At 66.5% G+C, this 15003-nt stretch carries 16 protein-coding genes; 11 read left to right on the forward strand and 5 right to left on the reverse strand.

From position 1 onward, the window contains the following. The first annotated feature begins 212 nt into the window (after positions 1-212). From BSY239_RS19510 to BSY239_RS19520, 4 genes are all read left to right on the forward strand, one after another. Positions 213-1412, forward strand: a complete 1200-nt coding sequence (locus BSY239_RS19510; protein WP_069048266.1) for a threonine ammonia-lyase — start codon at positions 213-215, stop codon at positions 1410-1412. A gap of 36 nt (positions 1413-1448) precedes the next feature. Then, positions 1449-1877: a PaaI family thioesterase gene (locus BSY239_RS19515; protein WP_069048267.1), complete on the forward strand. Its 429-nt coding sequence runs from the start codon at positions 1449-1451 to the stop codon at positions 1875-1877. A gap of 52 nt (positions 1878-1929) precedes the next feature. Then, positions 1930-2073: a hypothetical protein gene (locus BSY239_RS22625; protein WP_172823131.1), complete on the forward strand. Its 144-nt coding sequence runs from the start codon at positions 1930-1932 to the stop codon at positions 2071-2073. 364 nt (positions 2074-2437) lie between these two features. Next, complete coding sequence (locus BSY239_RS19520) at positions 2438-4294, forward strand: phosphoenolpyruvate carboxykinase (GTP) (protein WP_069048268.1); 1857 nt, start codon at positions 2438-2440, stop codon at positions 4292-4294. Positions 4295-4438: 144 nt separating this feature from the next. Here BSY239_RS19520 and BSY239_RS19525 read toward each other — a convergent pair whose 3' ends face one another. Beyond that, complete coding sequence (locus BSY239_RS19525; protein WP_069048269.1) at positions 4439-4987, reverse strand: hypothetical protein; 549 nt, start codon at positions 4985-4987, stop codon at positions 4439-4441. Between the two features lie 106 nt (positions 4988-5093). Between BSY239_RS19525 and BSY239_RS19530 the strand changes: the two genes are divergently transcribed. The 3 genes from BSY239_RS19530 to BSY239_RS19540 all read left to right on the forward strand — a co-directional run bounded on the left by BSY239_RS19530 (position 5094) and on the right by BSY239_RS19540 (position 7539). Next, positions 5094-6101 carry a LysR family transcriptional regulator gene (locus BSY239_RS19530; protein ID WP_069049102.1) on the forward strand — a complete coding sequence of 336 codons (1008 nt, stop codon included), beginning with the start codon at positions 5094-5096 and terminating at the stop codon, positions 6099-6101. 22 nt (positions 6102-6123) lie between these two features. After that, entirely contained in the window at positions 6124-7044 is a 921-nt protein-coding gene (locus tag BSY239_RS19535) for a metallophosphoesterase (RefSeq protein ID WP_069048270.1), read from the forward strand. 72 nt (positions 7045-7116) lie between these two features. Then, positions 7117-7539 carry a universal stress protein gene (locus BSY239_RS19540; protein WP_069048271.1) on the forward strand — a complete coding sequence of 141 codons (423 nt, stop codon included), beginning with the start codon at positions 7117-7119 and terminating at the stop codon, positions 7537-7539. A 66-nt stretch (positions 7540-7605) separates the two neighbouring features. Here the strand turns inward: BSY239_RS19540 and BSY239_RS19545 are convergent, their stop codons facing one another. Further along, positions 7606-8250 carry a TetR/AcrR family transcriptional regulator gene (locus BSY239_RS19545; protein WP_069048272.1) on the reverse strand — a complete coding sequence of 215 codons (645 nt, stop codon included), beginning with the start codon at positions 8248-8250 and terminating at the stop codon, positions 7606-7608. A gap of 196 nt (positions 8251-8446) precedes the next feature. Here BSY239_RS19545 and BSY239_RS19550 point away from each other — a divergent pair, with 196 nt between their 5' ends. Then, positions 8447-8902 (forward strand): fasciclin domain-containing protein, encoded by a 456-nt coding sequence (locus BSY239_RS19550; RefSeq protein ID WP_069048273.1) that lies wholly within the window; start codon positions 8447-8449, stop codon positions 8900-8902. Between the two features lie 48 nt (positions 8903-8950). Here BSY239_RS19550 and BSY239_RS19555 read toward each other — a convergent pair whose 3' ends face one another. Further along, a complete protein-coding gene (locus BSY239_RS19555) occupies positions 8951-9868 on the reverse strand; it encodes a LysR family transcriptional regulator ArgP (RefSeq protein WP_069048274.1) in 918 nt (305 codons plus the stop codon). Between the two features lie 118 nt (positions 9869-9986). Between BSY239_RS19555 and BSY239_RS19560 the strand changes: the two genes are divergently transcribed. Continuing rightward, positions 9987-11336 carry a D-amino acid dehydrogenase gene (locus BSY239_RS19560; RefSeq protein ID WP_069048275.1) on the forward strand — a complete coding sequence of 450 codons (1350 nt, stop codon included), beginning with the start codon at positions 9987-9989 and terminating at the stop codon, positions 11334-11336. A 12-nt stretch (positions 11337-11348) separates the two neighbouring features. On the opposite strand, the gene BSY239_RS19565 is transcribed toward BSY239_RS19560, so the two are convergent. Together BSY239_RS19565 and BSY239_RS19570 are read right to left on the reverse strand one after the other, a co-directional pair. Beyond that, positions 11349-12242, reverse strand: a complete 894-nt coding sequence (locus tag BSY239_RS19565; RefSeq protein WP_069048276.1) for a LysR family transcriptional regulator — start codon at positions 12240-12242, stop codon at positions 11349-11351. A 264-nt stretch (positions 12243-12506) separates the two neighbouring features. Further along, positions 12507-13385, reverse strand: a complete 879-nt coding sequence (locus BSY239_RS19570) for a M14 family murein peptide amidase A (protein WP_236944106.1) — start codon at positions 13383-13385, stop codon at positions 12507-12509. A gap of 96 nt (positions 13386-13481) precedes the next feature. On the opposite strand from BSY239_RS19570, the gene BSY239_RS19575 reads away from it, so the two are divergent. Further along, complete coding sequence (locus BSY239_RS19575; RefSeq protein WP_069048277.1) at positions 13482-14003, forward strand: flavin reductase family protein; 522 nt, start codon at positions 13482-13484, stop codon at positions 14001-14003. Positions 14004-14058: 55 nt separating this feature from the next. Continuing rightward, positions 14059-14961 (forward strand): DMT family transporter, encoded by a 903-nt coding sequence (locus tag BSY239_RS19580; protein ID WP_069049104.1) that lies wholly within the window; start codon positions 14059-14061, stop codon positions 14959-14961. Positions 14962-15003: the final 42 nt, after the last annotated feature.

Raw genomic sequence — 15003 nt, forward strand, 5'->3', positions numbered from 1 at the left:
GCGGCCTGCGGTGACCGCAGGCTGCACGGAACGCTTGCTCATCCAGACACCTCCAGAACGTGCTTCCAGTGACGCCGTACCGGGACATCCGGTATTCAAATGGACCATAACCCAGCTTGATGATTCATGGAAGTGAGTGATGGTCGGTGTTTGTGGGATTTGTCCGGCTTTAACCCCGCACGCCCCGCCGCCGCCCGGTTCACAATCGCGCGATGCTGGAACTCAAAGACATTCAAGCCGCCGCCGCCCGCCTGAGCGGCCATGTGCTGGACACACCGTTCGTGGAATCACGCACCATCTCGCAGCTCACCGGCTGCCAGGTGTTCCTGAAATTCGAGAACCTGCAGTACACCGCCTCGTTCAAGGAGCGCGGTGCCTGCAACAAGCTCGCGCAGCTCGGCGCCGACGAGCGGGCGCGTGGCGTGATCGCCATGAGCGCGGGCAACCACGCACAGGGTGTGGCCTACCATGCGCAGCGCCTGGGACTGCGGGCGGTGATCGTCATGCCACGCTTCACGCCGGGTGTGAAGGTCGAGCGCACGCGCGGTTTCGGCGCCGAGGTGGTGCTGCACGGCGACACGCTGGACGAGTCGCGCACCCACGCGCGCGACCTCGCGGCCCGCGAAGGCCTGGTGTTCGTGCACCCCTACGACGATGAGGACATCGTGGCCGGGCAGGGCACGGTGGCGCTGGAGATGCTGCGCGAGCAACCCGACCTCGACACGCTGGTGGTGGCCATCGGCGGCGGCGGCCTGATCGCCGGCATGGCCACGGCGGCCAAGGCGATCAAGCCGGGCATCGAAATCATCGGCGTGCAGACCGAACGCTTCCCCGCCATGGTCAATGCGATCAAGGGCACGCACCTGCCGCAAGGCACGAGCACCATCGCCGAAGGCATCGCCGTGGGCACACCGGGCGTGATCACCGAGGCCATCGTGCGCCGGAAGGTGGACGACCTGCTGCTGGTCGACGAGGGCGACATCGAACAAGCCATCGTGATGCTGCTGGAGATCGAGAAGACGCTGGTGGAAGGCGCAGGCGCGGCCGGCCTGGCCGCGCTCATCAAACACCCGCAGCGCTTTGCCGGCAAACGCGTGGGCCTGGTGCTGTGCGGCGGCAACATCGACCCGATGCTGCTGGCCTCCATCATCGAACGCGGCATGGTGCGCGCCGGCCGGCTGGCGCGCATCCAGGTGAACGCGCGCGACGTGCCGGGCAACCTCGCGCGCATCACCGCCACCGTGGCGGACGCGGGCGCCAACATCGACGAGGTGCACCACCAGCGCGCCTTCACACTGCTGGCGGCACAGAACGTGGCCATCGAGCTGGTGCTGCAGACGCGCGGGCGCGAACACATCGCGCAGGTGATTGAACGCCTGCAGCGGGCGGGATTCGAGACTGCGTTGCTGTGATCGAAAAGCCGCCCTCCCTGTTTGAAAGACGAACGCATGAGCGCACCTGAAACCACCCCCGTGTCCGTTGAATCGCTGCAAGCTTTGTTGTCGGCCTGGTTTGCACCCTGGGTCCAGGCCCTGGGCCTGCAGGTCGAGTCGTTTGCAGACGGTGTGGTCACGCTGCGCCTGCCGCAGAACGACCAGCTCTCCCGCGTGGGCGGCATGTTGTGCGGCCAGTCCATGATGTCGGCCGCCGACACCGCCATGGTGCTGGCCATCGTCACCCAGCTGGGCGACCATCGCCCCATGACCACGGTGCAGCTCAACACCAGTTTCCTCAAGCCCCTCTCAAACCAGGACGCCCGCATCACCGCGCGCGTGATCCGGGCCGGCAAAAGCCTGGTGTTCGGCGAAATCGACATCGCCGGCGCCACCGATGGGCGCAGCGTCTGCCGCGCCAGCACCACCTACGCCTTGCTGTGAATGGTCTGCCTTAAAATCGCCGGAGTTTTTGAACCACCCCGCGGAGAGCCTCATGTCCCAGCACGACCACCACACCCCCAGCGACCAGCCCCAAGACGTGGTTGAGTCCATCGTCCCCATGATGCCCATCGTGCTCCCCGTCGCCGGCGGCGTGCTCATGTTCCTGCTGGCCTTCATCGCCGTCTTCATGGCCTGACGCGCCCGCCTGCAAAACGGCCGCCTGCCCCCTGGGGGTGTGCGGCCGTTTTGCTTGGTGAAACGGGCGTTGGGCTCAGACTGTCCAATGCATCACGTTATGCGGGTTTTGCATGTAACCAGTTCGTAACCCGGCGCCCGGTTTCATAAAATCGGGACCAAGGACGACACACGGACCGAGCCGCGGGCACACCGACCCGCCCCTTGTCCCTCTTGCCGGCGGGCGCCAACCGCCTCCCGGCCACCGCGCCGACCACCCTTTCAAGCACAAGGGACCCCCGACAGCCGCCCAGCTGCATGCACTGCAGCCCGCGGCTGTCGGCGTCTCTGGTGCGCACCGGTTATCAACTTCTGGAGTCTTTTCCATGAACTCTCCCGTGATGCAGGGCCTGACCCTCAACACCCCGTCCTATGTGAAGAACGCCCGGCTGATCGCCTGGGTGGCCGACATGGCCGCCCTGTGCAAGCCCGACACCGTGGTCTGGTGCGACGGCAGCGACGAGGAATACGCGCGCCTGTGCGAACAGCTGGTGAGTGCCGGCACGATGAAGCGGCTCAACCCGGTCAAGCGCCCGAACAGCTTCCTGGCCTGCTCCGACCCGTCGGATGTGGCCCGCGTGGAAGACCGCACCTTTATCTGCTCCGACAAGCAGGAAGACGCCGGCCCGACCAACAACTGGAAAGCCCCGGCCGAGATGCGCGCCACCCTGCAGCCGCTGTTTGACGGCTGCATGCGCGGTCGCACCATGTACGTGGTGCCGTTCAGCATGGGCCCGCTGGGCAGCCCCATTGCCCACATCGGCATCGAGCTCTCCGACAGCGCCTACGTGGCCGTCAACATGAAGCTCATGACCCGCATGGGCAAGGCCGTGTTCGACGTGCTCGGCACCGACGGCGAGTTCGTGCCTTGCGTGCACACGGTGGGCGCGCCCCTGGCCGCTGGCGAAACCGACACCAACGGCTGGCCGTGCAACCCCACCACCAAGTACATCGTTCACTACCCTGAAACGCGCGAGATCTGGAGCTACGGTTCGGGCTACGGCGGCAACGCGCTGCTGGGCAAGAAGTGCTTTGCGCTGCGCATCGCCTCCACCATGGGCAAGCGCCAGGGCTGGCTGGCCGAGCACATGCTCATCCTGGGCGTGACCAACCCCGAAGGCAAGAAGTACCACGTGGCCGCGGCCTTCCCCAGCGCCTGCGGCAAGACCAATTTCGCCATGCTGATTCCGCCCAAGGGATTCGAGGGCTGGAGCGTCACCACCATCGGTGACGACATCGCCTGGATCAAGCCGCACGCCGACGGCCGCCTCTACGCGATCAACCCCGAAGCGGGCTATTTTGGTGTGGCGCCTGGCACCAACACCCTGACCAACCCGAACTGCATGGCCAGCCTGGACCGCGACGTGATCTTCACCAACGTGGCCCTGACCGACGACGGCGACGTGTGGTGGGAAGGCATGAGCGAGGCCCCCGCACACGCCATCGACTGGCAAGGCAAGGACTGGACACCACAGATCGCCAAGGAAACGGGCGCCAAGGCCGCGCACCCCAACGCGCGCTTCACCGTGGCCGCCACCAACAACCCCGCACTCGACCCGGCCTGGGACGACCCGGCCGGTGTTCCGATCGACGCCTTCATCTTCGGCGGCCGCCGCTCCACCACCGTGCCGCTGGTGACCGAAGCCCGCAACTGGACTGAAGGTGTGTACATGGCCGCGACCATGGGCTCGGAGACCACCGCCGCCGCCTTCGGTGCGCAAGGCGTGGTGCGCCGTGATCCGTTCGCCATGCTGCCGTTCGCCGGCTACAACATGAGCGACTACTTCCAGCACTGGCTGGACCTGGGCGCAAAACTGCAAGGCCAGGGCGCGAAGTTGCCCGGCATCTTCTGTGTGAACTGGTTCCGCAAGGACGAAGCCGGCAAGTTTGTCTGGCCCGGTTTCGGCGAAAACATGCGCGTGCTCAAGTGGATGATCGACCGCCTGGAAGGCCGTGGCCAGGGCACCGAACATGCGTTTGGCGTGAGCCCGCGCTATGAAGACATCCACTGGGACGGTCTGGACTTCTCCACCGAGCAGTACAAGACCGTCACCCACATCGACAAGGCCGCCTGGACGCAGGAACTCGCGCTGCACACCGAGCTGTTCACGCAGCTGGCCCATCACTTGCCACGGGAACTCGAGGAGACAAAAGCAAACATCGAGCAGCGCCTGGCCGCCTGAGGCCGGCGACCCCGAAACGGTCGGCGGCACGATCTGCCGTTGACCGGGACACCGCCCGGATCAAGACGTCCGGGCGAAAAAAAAGCCACCGGACCCGGTGGCTTTTTTGTGCGCAGACCCTGGCCGGGTCGGCGGATCAGGTGATCACAGGTAGCGGTTGTGCATGTGGCGCGCAGCACGGGCCTGACCCAGGCGTTCCCAGTACGAAACCTCCGGCGCGGCGATGGTGGCGGTGGCAACCGGCAGGCCCAGGGGCGCCAATGCCGAGTCGAACGAGGTCGCCGGCTCATCCTGCTCGGCACGCGTGCGGGCCAGGGTGAGTTCGCTCATCAGGCGTGGATCTTGGCGGGCCATTTCCCACAGGCGGGTTTCGGCGCGGGCTTCGGCCATCGACTCCGACCAGCTGTCCAGCACCACGATGCCGCGGCGGGCCATGCGACGGGCCGAATCGGCAAACAAGGCCAGACCCGCAAACACCACGACCCACAGGAACACCCAGGCCAGCAGGAGGTGGCCGTCGGCCCAGGTGCTGATCACACGATCGGCGAGGACAACCATGGCCGCAACAACAGCGGCCAGCAACATGGCGGCCAGGCCGCGGGAGCCATCAACGCGCTTGGGTTGGTGGTGGCTGGAGGGGGCGCGGCGCAGGCCGATCGAAACAGAAGAAGGTGTGGATGCAAGGGTGCTCATGGCGGGCTCCTGAGAAGGAAGGAATGTCTTTTGGACACCGCAATACTAGGGTTAACCCGAATTCTTCGCCAATTTATCTTTGTGATGTCTTACATTCACACGGGTGATAAACAGCCTGAACTTTCGCAACCTCGACCTGAACCTGCTGCGGGTCTTTGACGAGGTCATGACCGAGCGCAACCTCACCCGCGCTGCCCACAACCTCGCCATGACCCAGCCGGCGGTGAGCAATGCGTTGCGCCGGCTGCGCGAGGTGGTGGGGGACGATCTGGTGCGCCGCTCGGGCTACGGCGTGGAACCCACGCCGCTGGCGTTGAGCCTGTGGCCCTCCATTCGGGACGCGCTGCACCTGCTGCGCGAATCGCTGGCCCCGGGCTCCTTCGACCCGCTGACGGCCCACAACGCCTTTGTGCTGGCCATGGCGGACGCCACCGCCGCCAAGCTGGTGCCCGGCCTGATCGACATCTTCGAAGCCGAAGCGCCCGGCGTGAATCTGCGCGTGCTGCCGTTGACCACGCGCGATCCGCGCGAACTGCTGGAGAGCGGCTCGGCCGACCTCGCCATCGGCCACTTTCCCGGCGTGCTGGCCGAACTCGGCGCCCTGCACCTGCAGGAAAACAACCCGCAGTTCCTGCACCAGCGCCTGTACGACGGCGAATACGTGGTGGTCATGCGCAAGGGCCACCCGCTGGCCGGGCAGCCACTGAGCCTGGACGCTTACTGTGAGGCGCGCCACCTGCTGGTGAGCTTCTCCGGGCGGCCCTTCGGCTTTGTGGACGAGTCGCTGGCCGCCCTCTCGCGCCAGCGGCGCGTGGTGCTCACCGTCAACCAGTTCTTCACCGCAGGGCGGGTGGTGGCCACCACCGACCTGCTCACCGTGTTGCCTCGCCACTTCGTGGGCGCCACCGGCATGGAACACGAACTTGCCCTGCTCGACCTGCCGTTGCCGGTGCCCCCGGTGCACGTGGACGCGCTGTGGCACCGCCAGGCCACCCACAACAGCGGCCACCGCTGGCTGCGCGAAGCGGTCGAGCGGGCATCGGCGATCGGGTTTCGCGTGGTCGATGCGGCCACGCACGCTGTGGCACGGCGCGAGTCAGCCGATTCCGCATGACGGGCTGTCGGACAATGGCCGCATGAAGATCCAACTGCTCAGCGACCTGCACCTGGAAGCCAACCCCGACTTCGTGCCCGTGCCGGCGCCCGGGGCCGACCTGCTGGTGCTGGCCGGTGACATCGGTTCCTACCAGACGCGCCGGGACGGCAGCGTGATGAACGAGCCGGACTGGGGCCTGCAGCGCTTCTCGCCCTTGCCGCAGTACGCGGGCTGGCCCGCGCCGGTGGTGTTTGTGCCCGGCAACCACGAGTACGACGCGCTGGACGTGGACCAGGCCCACGAAGAACTGCGAAAGGCTTGTGATCGACTGGGCATCCAGTGGCTGGAGCGCGAGAGCCTGCACATGCAGGGTGTGCGCCTGATCGGCACCACGCTCTGGAGCGACTACGACGCATTGGGAGAGCATGCACCGGAGCCCACGCCCGCACGGCACAGCCGTGCCGGAGCCGTTCAAAAACCGCGCGCGCCCGACCCGCTCACGCACCGACTGCGCCAGCGCGAAAAAGCGTTTCGCGCCGCCAACCACTACCTGCAGAAAATGAACGGCCGCCGGCACGGCCGCCTGTTCGATGCCGAGGCCATGCGCGCACTCGGACTGGACTGCCAGGCCTGGCTGCGCGAGGCCTTGGCCGAGCCGTTCGACGGCCCCACGGTGGTCATCACCCACTTCGCGCCCACGCTGCACAGCATGGACCCGCGCTACGGCATGAGCCCGGGTACCGCGGGTTTCTGCAACGGGCTGGACGAGCTGCTGCCGCTGGCCGATGTCTGGCTGCACGGCCACCTGCATTGCCCGACCGATGTGCAGGTCGGGCGCTGCCGCATCATCGCCAATCCCCTGGGCTACCACGACAAGAACGAACAGGCGGGCTTTGTGCCGACACGCTGCATCGAGGTGAGCGCACGCGGGCTCGCTCCGGCCGAGCCGCAGCCCGTTTGAGCCAGCGCAAGGAAATGGCCCACGATGCCCCTAAACTCGCCTGAACCCTAACGAACCTCCAAGGAGACCTTCATGAAGATCCTGCTCGCCGTTGATGGCAGTGCTTACACCAAGAAGATGCTGGCCTACCTCGCCACGCACGACGAGATGTTCGGCAACAACAACACCGTCACGCTCATCACGGTGCAGTTGCCCCTGCCTCCGCGTGCACGCGCTGCCGTGGGCGCCGACGTGGCCAATGGCTACTACGCCGACGAGGCGACCAAGGTCACGGCTCCCGTGGTCAAGTTCCTCAAGCGCCACGGCATGGAGCCCAAAGTGGTGAGCAAGGTGGGCTCGCCGGGCGAGTTGATTGCCAAGGTGGCCAACGACGGCAAGTACGACCTGCTGATGATGGGCTCGCACGGCCACAGCGCGCTGGGCAACCTGGTCATGGGCTCGGTGGCCACCAAGGTGCTGGCGCATTGCGGCGTGCCGGTGCTGCTGGTTCGCTGAGAGCGCTGGCGCAGACAACAAAGGCCGCTATCGCGGCCTTTTTTTGTGCGCGTCGAAGGCTTGCGGTCAGCGCGACTTCAATCCGTCAAAACAGGTGCTGAGAACCATCTCGATGATCTCTTCGGCGCTGTGCTGGCCCGAGCCCTTGAGGAAACCCAGCACCGGGTCGCAGGCGCGCGCATACAAGGTGTAGAGCACGGCAATGGGAGGCAGCTTGTTGTTGAGGCTGCCGTCGGCCTGGGCCTGGGTGATCCACTGACCCAGCCGCTCGCTCACGTCCATGAGGCCATCGACATATGCCTTGTTCGTGGTGAGCGAAGCCCGCAGGCTGGAGTTTTCGCTCGGCAATGAAGGCATTTCGCCCGCCAGCTGCACCTCCATGGTCCAGCGGGCCACGGCCCGCAGCTGCTCGATCGGTGCCCGTTCGGGGTGAGCTTCCAGACTGTCCAGAAAGGCACGGGCCCGGTCCATCACCCGCACCATGGCCGCTGCCGCGAGGTCTTCCTTGCTGGGGAAATGTTTGTACAGGCTGGCTTTGGCGATGCCCACCTCGGCCGCCACCTCGTCCACCGTCATGGCGTCGAAGCCCTTTTCGGCCAGCAAGCGGTTCACCGCCGAGACGATGGCGTCTTCACGGGCCAGGTGCATCTGCTGGCGAAAGCTGCGTTTCTGGGGAGTGTCGGTGGGAGATTTTTGGACTGCGCTGGTCATGAACAACCTTTTGATACGTCTCGGATTCTGCCCGATATCGACGGGGTCGTCGATAACCCTACCGCAAAGTAATGTTACATACTAATAAGTCCATTTTGAAACTTGCTCGTAACACGCCAGCTCACAGCACGGGCACGGCCCACCAGCCGGGTGCTTCTGCTCTTGACTTTCCCTCCATTTTTCCAAGGACCTCACCATGAAGAAAACCCTCATCGCATCTTTGCTGGCCCTCGGCGCCCTCGGCTCGGCCCAGGCCGCCGACATCGTCGACACGGCCGTGGCCGCCGGCTCGTTCAAGACCCTGGTCACAGCCGTTCAAGCCGCCGGCCTGGTCGACACGCTCAAGGGCCCAGGCCCGTTCACCGTGTTTGCCCCCACCGACGAAGCCTTCGCCAAGATCCCCAAAGCCACGCTGGACGCGCTGCTGAAAGACAAGGCCGCGTTGACCAAGGTGTTGACCTACCACGTGGTGCCCGGCAAGGTGATGGCCAAGGACGTGAAAGCCGGCATGGTGAAAACCGTGCAGGGCAGTTCCATCACCGTGGCCACCATGGGCGGTGTGAAGGTGGACGCGGCGAATGTGGTCAAGACCGACATCGCGGCCGACAACGGCGTGATCCACGTCATCGACACCGTGATCATGCCCAAGTAAGCGGGCGCTCGCTTGCATCAAGCCCCGCTTCGGCGGGGCTTTTTGTTGTCAATTCGCCGGGCGCAGGTTGTCCGCAGCCGCGGTGCGCAAGGCCTTGCTCAAGGCGTCCAGCACGTCCGAGCTCAGGTTCCAGCAGTGCCAGTACAGCGCCACCCCGAGCCGGTGGCGCGGCGCCAGATTGACCAGTTCGCCCGATTCGATCAGCTCGCGCACCCGCAGCTCGGGCAGGACGCTCACCCCCCAGCCGGCCTGAACGGCGCGCACCTGGCCTTCGCTGGCCGGAACGAAGAGTTGCTTGAGCATCACGCGCGGCAGACCGAAGGCCTTCATCACGAAGCCGTGCTGCAGGTTGTCCTTGCGGTTGAAGGCCACGAACGGCACCTTGTGAAAGTTGTGGGCATTCAGACCTTTGGGCAGGTGCTGCGCGGCAAAGTCGGCACGCGCCACGGCCACGTAGTCCATGCAACCCAGCGCTTCCATCTTGCAGCCGCGCAGCGCCTGGCCGAGCGAGGTGACGCAGCCCAGCACCTGACCTTCGCGCAGCCACTCGTGGGTGAACTCCTGGTCGTCGGTGATGATTTCGATCGGCAGGCCGTTCTGCGCCAGGGCGTCCAGCGCGGGCAGCGCCCAGGTGGCGATGCTGTCGGCGTTGATCGCCACCGAAATGCGCTCTTCCTCGCGGCCGCTGCCGGTGGAGCTGGGCGCGAGTTCCTTGAGGTCTTTTTCCAGGTCGGCGCGCAGCAGCCGCATCATCTTGGCGTGCTTGAGCATGAGCTGGCCGGCCTGCGTGGGCTTGAGCGGGCGGCTGCGCACGATCAGCACGGTGCCCACCTGTGCTTCCAGGGCCCGCAAGCGCTGCGACACCGCCGACTGCGTGATCGACAGGCGCTGCGCAGCGCGCTCGAATCCACCCTCTTCAATGATGGCGGCCAGGCATTCGAGGGCGTCGGGATCGAAGGTGCTCATGGGTGCTCGCTGGTCATATAAGCAGATCTGATGCCCAAAATTTTAGTTTAATTCCGCTTCACTTCGAGACCGCTTCTTTCGATACTGCGACCAGTTTCATTCCTTTGAGGAGCAGGTCATGCAGGTCACCATTCTCGGCGCGGGCATCATCGGCGTCAGCACCGCGTGGCACCTGCTGGAGCGTGGCCACGAGGTCACGCTGGTCGACCGCCAGCCCGACGCCGCGCTGGAAACCAGCTTTGCCAACGCGGCACAAATCTCGGTGAGCTACTGCGAGCCCTGGGCCAACAAGGACGCGCCGCTCAAGACCTTGAAGTGGATGTTCTCCGACGAGTCGCCGCTGCTGTTCCGCCCGCAGCTCGACTGGGCGCAATGGCGTTGGGGTCTGCAGTTTCTGGCGCAGTGCAACGACGCCGCGTTCGAGCGCAACGTGGCGCAACTCGTCGCTCTGGGCTCCTACAGCCACGCTGCGCTCAAGTCCGTGGTGGCCGCCACCGGCATCGACTACCACCGGCTGGAGCGCGGCATCGCCCACTACTACACCGACCAGAAGTCTTTCGACGGCGCTGCCGAAGCCGCCGCCGTGATGCAGCGCTTCGGCGTCAAGCGCCGCGTGGTATCGCGCAACGAATTGCTGTCCATCGAGCCCGCGCTCAGCGCCTTTGCCGACCGGATTGTGGGCGGCACCTACACCCAGAGCGACGAGTCGGGCGACGCACGCAGCTTCACGCAACAACTCGCCCAGCTGTGCGGCCAGCGCGGCGCGCGGCTGATGTTCGGCCACGACATCGAGCGCCTGGACAGCGACGGCCGCGAGATCCGCGAGGTGCGGGTGCGCGACCGCCAGAGCGGCACCGTGCGGGCGCTCAAGGCCGACGCCTTTGTGGTGGCCTGCGGCTCGTACACCACGCCGCTGCTCAAGTCCGTCGGTGTGACTGTGCCGATCTACCCAGGCAAGGGCTACAGCGCCACGCTGCCGCTGCTCAAGCCCGGGCAGGCCCCCAGCGTGAGCATGATCGACGACCAGCTCAAGATCGCTGTCTCGCGCCTGGGCAACCAGCTGCGCGTGGCCGGCACCATCGAGCTGGGTGGGTTTGACCTCTCGCTGGACACACCGCTGGCAAAAAAGCGCTGCGAGATGCTGGTGCGCCGCATCGAGCAGGTGTTTCCCGGTGTGGCCGACACGCGCACGCCCGAGCAGGGCGGCGATCCGCAGTTCTGGTGCGGCCTGCGCCCGGCCACGCCGACCAACATCCCGCTCATTGGCCGTCTGCCGCTGAAGAACCTCTGGATCAACGCCGGCCACGGCACGCTGGGCTGGACCCACGGCGCGGGCTCCGGCAAGGCACTGGCCGAGCTGATCAGTGGCGAACAACCTGCAATGGACTTCGGCTTTCACGGCATGCCCGCGCAAGTACACCGCGCAGCCCGGCACTTCAGCGTCGCCCCGCCACCCAGCCGGGCCTGAGCGCCCGGTGACTCAGGCCCGCGCCTGGGCCACCACCTCGTCAAACATGGCGCGCGCGGCGATGGACAAGGCCCGCGCCTTGTGGCGTGCCAGCACGATCGGGCGTCGCAACTGTCGGTCGCGGATCGGGATGGCCTTGAGCCGGTCGCGGCGAAAGTGGAACAAGGTGAGCTCGGGCACCACGCTCACACCCAGCCCCTGCGCGATCAGCGCGGCCAGCGTGGCGAGGTGCTCCACCTCCAGACCATGCGGCGGTGCTGCCAGCATCGCGGGCTGCGCCTGCAGGTGCTGGCGCACGCTGCTGCTGCGCGCCAGGTGCATCATGTCGGCGCCCGCCACCTGCAGCAGGCTGACCGAGCTCTTGTCCGCCATGGGATGGTCGTCTCGGCAGACGAAGAAGAACTTCTCCAGCCGCAGCACCATGCACTCGAACTCGCGCAGGTCTTCGCCCGAGGTGATCGCCATGTCCACGCGGCCCTCGCGCAGCATGGACAGCGCCGGGCCTGCCAGCGAGTCGAACAGTTCGACCTTGATCTGCGGATTGGCCGCCCGGTAGCGGGCAATCACCGGCGGCATCCACTCCGCCGCCACCGAGGGCAGCGCAGCCACCGCCACCCGGCCCACCCGGCGGTGGGCAAGATCCTGCAAGCCGGAGAACGCGTGCTGTACATCGGCCTGGATGCGGCGCACCTCTTCGGCAAACACCTCACCTTCGGGCGTGAGCGTCACGTGGCGGGTGGACCGCTCGAACAGCCGCACGCCCGCGCTGGCCTCGATGCGGCCGATTTTCTGGCTGAACGCGCTCTGGGACAGGTTGCACCGCTCCGCCGCGCGGGTGAAATGTTGAACCTGTGCCAACGCGATGAACGCGTCGAAATCGCGCATCGAAACGTTGATTGATTTCATGGATGAATCCGACCTTTTTTTCGATCTTACCGGTCGACAGCGACGTTTGATCATGCGGGCCAAGTTGCCGTCGAACGGCCTTCATTGCCCCCGTTCCCGTCCACCCACCGGAGAACCCCCATGGCCGGGAGCGCTGCCGGCCCCGGCGACTGACCGAGCACATGGCGGCGCGCATCTGGCGTCCGTGCGGCATGGCGTTCGACGCTTGAACCGTGACGTGCAGTTGCCGAGCCCGATCCGGCAACTGCGGCGGGGCTGAAGAACTCAGGGCCGCAGCCGCTCCACCATCCAGCGCTGCAGGTCCATCCACATCTGGCGCATCTCGCTGTCCAGCGGCGCGCGAAAGGCGTTGGGCAGTTCGATGGTGACGACCGGCATGCCGCGGTGCACGCCGCCGTAGTTGCCCAGGCTGCCCGGAAAGATGCCCACCTGGTCGAGGTAAAGCCGCCCGAGCTTGGGCGGTGGTGCACCCGGTCCGTCGAAGTCGAGCACGCCGTAGGGCGCGTGGATGCTCACGATGAGGTGCGGCTGGAAGCGCGCCATCTCGTCGTGCAAGAAACGCGACTCCGGCTCCGACAGCGGGCTGGGCCCGGGCCAGCGGCGCGGGTCCTTCCTGGTGCGCTGTTCCCAGTACACCTTGGCATCGCTGGCCCAGTTGGGCGTGGGGAAGTTGCGGTTGAGGTCCACACCACGCGCGTTCATGCGCCTGGAGGGCCGCGCCAGCAAACCGTCGGGGTTGAGCACGGGAATGAAGCGCCAATGCGCGTCGGCCGGCTCCTTCAGTGCGTGCTGTATCCAGTGCAGCGCGACCGAGGCCGATGACATCTCGTCGCCGTGCATGGCCCCAACCACCAGCACACGCAGGCGCGCCTGGGGCGCCACCACGTCGCGCGCGTACAGCGTGCGGCCCTGCGACGAACGTCCCTCGGTGGCCACCAGTTCGGCCGCATCGCACAGCGCACGGCCCATGTGCGGCAGGCGGGCCGACAGGTGCACGCACGGCGGCGCGCTGGCGGGCACGGTGGTTCGGTGGTGAGGCGGTCCGCGCAGAGGCGACGCGGCCTGCGCAGCGCTGGTGCAGAGCCACCCCGCAGCGAGCACGGCGAACACGGCCCAGGCAGACAGGCGGTTCGCGGGGGACAAAGGGGGGCAATGCATCACGGCATTCTAGGGACGGTACCGCACCAAGGCACCGATCACCGAGAATCCACCCACCACCGTTCCACGCACCTGCCCCCGATGCCTTCTGACCGTCCCACCGCCCTCCAGGCCCGCGCGCCCGATTTCTCGGCGCTCGAGTTCCGCGCCTCGCTGGGCATGTTCGCCACCGGCGTGACCATCGTCACCGCGCGCACCGACAGCGGCGAACTGGTCGGGCTCACCGCCAACTCGTTCAACTCGGTCTCACTCAATCCGCCGCTGGTGCTCTGGAGCCTGGGCCGATCGGCCGGCTCCATGGCCGCGTTTTCCAATGGCCGCCACTACGCCATCAACGTGCTCGCGGCCGACCAGCAGGCGCTGGCCGAGCAGTTCGCCGCCAAGGACACCGACCGCTGGGCCGGCGTGGCGTTTCGCGAAGGCGGCAACGGCGCGCCCTTGCTCGAAGGCGCCGCCGCGTCGTTCGAATGCTTCAACCGCAGCCAATACGCTGAAGGCGACCACGTGATCTTTGTGGGCGAGGTGGAGCGCTGCAGCCACCGTGCCGAGGCCTCACCGCTGCTGTTCCACGGCGGGCGCTTCTACACCGAACACCCGCTCTGACCGGCGCGCGCACCAGCGACAGGGCGCCGCGCACGACCTCGCGACAATGGGCGGCATGACCCCGCCCACCGCACGCAAGAACCACCTCGACTCCCTCGCCATCACGCTGCTCGTGGTGTGCTGTGCCTTCTGGGGTTTCCAGCAGATCCTGATCAAGGACACGGTGGGCGAGGTGCCACCGCTCTGGCAGGCGTCCCTGCGTTTCTGGGGCGCGGCCGTGCTGATCTGGGCGTGGTGCGCGACGCGCGGCGTGCCGCTCTTCCAGCGCGACGGCACGCTCAAGGCCGGACTGCTCGCGGGTTCGCTGTTCGCGGGTGAATTCGCTTTCATCTACCTCGGACTGATGCACACCACCGCCTCGCGCCTCACGGTGTTCCTCTACACAAGCCCCTTTGTGGTGGCCCTGCTGTTGCCGCGCGTGGTGCCGGGCGAGAAGTTGCGGCGCATCCAGTGGGTGGGCCTGGTGATCGCGTTTGCCGCGGTGGCGCTGGCCTTTGGTGAAGGCTTCATGCACGGCTCGCCGGTGGCCGGCGCCTGGCTGGGCGATGCCATGGCACTGGCGGCGGGCGTGCTCTGGGGTCTGACCACGCTGACCATCCGCGCCAGCAGACTCGCCACCGCGAGCCCGGAGAAAACACTGTTCTACCAGGTCGCCGTCACGGCGGCGGTGGCGCCCTTCATTTCGCTTGCACTTGGTGAGGTGTGGTCGCTCGACTACTCGGCGCGCGCCTGGGGTTCGCTGGCCATCCAGACGGTGGTGGGCGCGTTCGCGAGCTACCTCACCTGGATGTGGATGCTGCGCCACTACCCGGCCACGCAGATGTCGACCTTCACCTTCCTCACGCCGGTGTTTGCGCTGGTGTTCGGCGTGGTGCTGCTGAGCGAGCCGCTCACGCTGCAGCTGGTGCTGGCGTTGGTGGGTGTGGCCGTTGGAATTGTTCTGGTGAGCAAGCGGTAGCCCCCCCCACGCTCCACCGCTTCGCGGGTCGCTGCCCCCAAG

The sequence above is a fragment of the Hydrogenophaga sp. RAC07 genome, from assembly GCF_001713375.1.
GTDB lineage: Bacteria > Pseudomonadota > Gammaproteobacteria > Burkholderiales > Burkholderiaceae_C > Hydrogenophaga.

Coding starts and splice junctions, on each gene's coding strand:
- BSY239_RS19510 (WP_069048266.1), top strand. CDS start 213: ATGCTGGAACTCAAAGACATTCAAGCCGCCGCCGCCCGCCTGAGCGGC.
- BSY239_RS19515 (WP_069048267.1), top strand. CDS start 1,449: ATGAGCGCACCTGAAACCACCCCCGTGTCCGTTGAATCGCTGCAAGCT.
- BSY239_RS22625 (WP_172823131.1), top strand. CDS start 1,930: ATGTCCCAGCACGACCACCACACCCCCAGCGACCAGCCCCAAGACGTG.
- BSY239_RS19520 (WP_069048268.1), top strand. CDS start 2,438: ATGAACTCTCCCGTGATGCAGGGCCTGACCCTCAACACCCCGTCCTAT.
- BSY239_RS19525 (WP_069048269.1), bottom strand. CDS start 4,987: ATGAGCACCCTTGCATCCACACCTTCTTCTGTTTCGATCGGCCTGCGC.
- BSY239_RS19535 (WP_069048270.1), top strand. CDS start 6,124: ATGAAGATCCAACTGCTCAGCGACCTGCACCTGGAAGCCAACCCCGAC.
- BSY239_RS19540 (WP_069048271.1), top strand. CDS start 7,117: ATGAAGATCCTGCTCGCCGTTGATGGCAGTGCTTACACCAAGAAGATG.
- BSY239_RS19545 (WP_069048272.1), bottom strand. CDS start 8,250: ATGACCAGCGCAGTCCAAAAATCTCCCACCGACACTCCCCAGAAACGC.
- BSY239_RS19550 (WP_069048273.1), top strand. CDS start 8,447: ATGAAGAAAACCCTCATCGCATCTTTGCTGGCCCTCGGCGCCCTCGGC.
- BSY239_RS19555 (WP_069048274.1), bottom strand. CDS start 9,868: ATGAGCACCTTCGATCCCGACGCCCTCGAATGCCTGGCCGCCATCATT.
- BSY239_RS19560 (WP_069048275.1), top strand. CDS start 9,987: ATGCAGGTCACCATTCTCGGCGCGGGCATCATCGGCGTCAGCACCGCG.
- BSY239_RS19565 (WP_069048276.1), bottom strand. CDS start 12,242: ATGAAATCAATCAACGTTTCGATGCGCGATTTCGACGCGTTCATCGCG.
- BSY239_RS19575 (WP_069048277.1), top strand. CDS start 13,482: ATGCCTTCTGACCGTCCCACCGCCCTCCAGGCCCGCGCGCCCGATTTC.
- BSY239_RS19580 (WP_069049104.1), top strand. CDS start 14,059: ATGACCCCGCCCACCGCACGCAAGAACCACCTCGACTCCCTCGCCATC.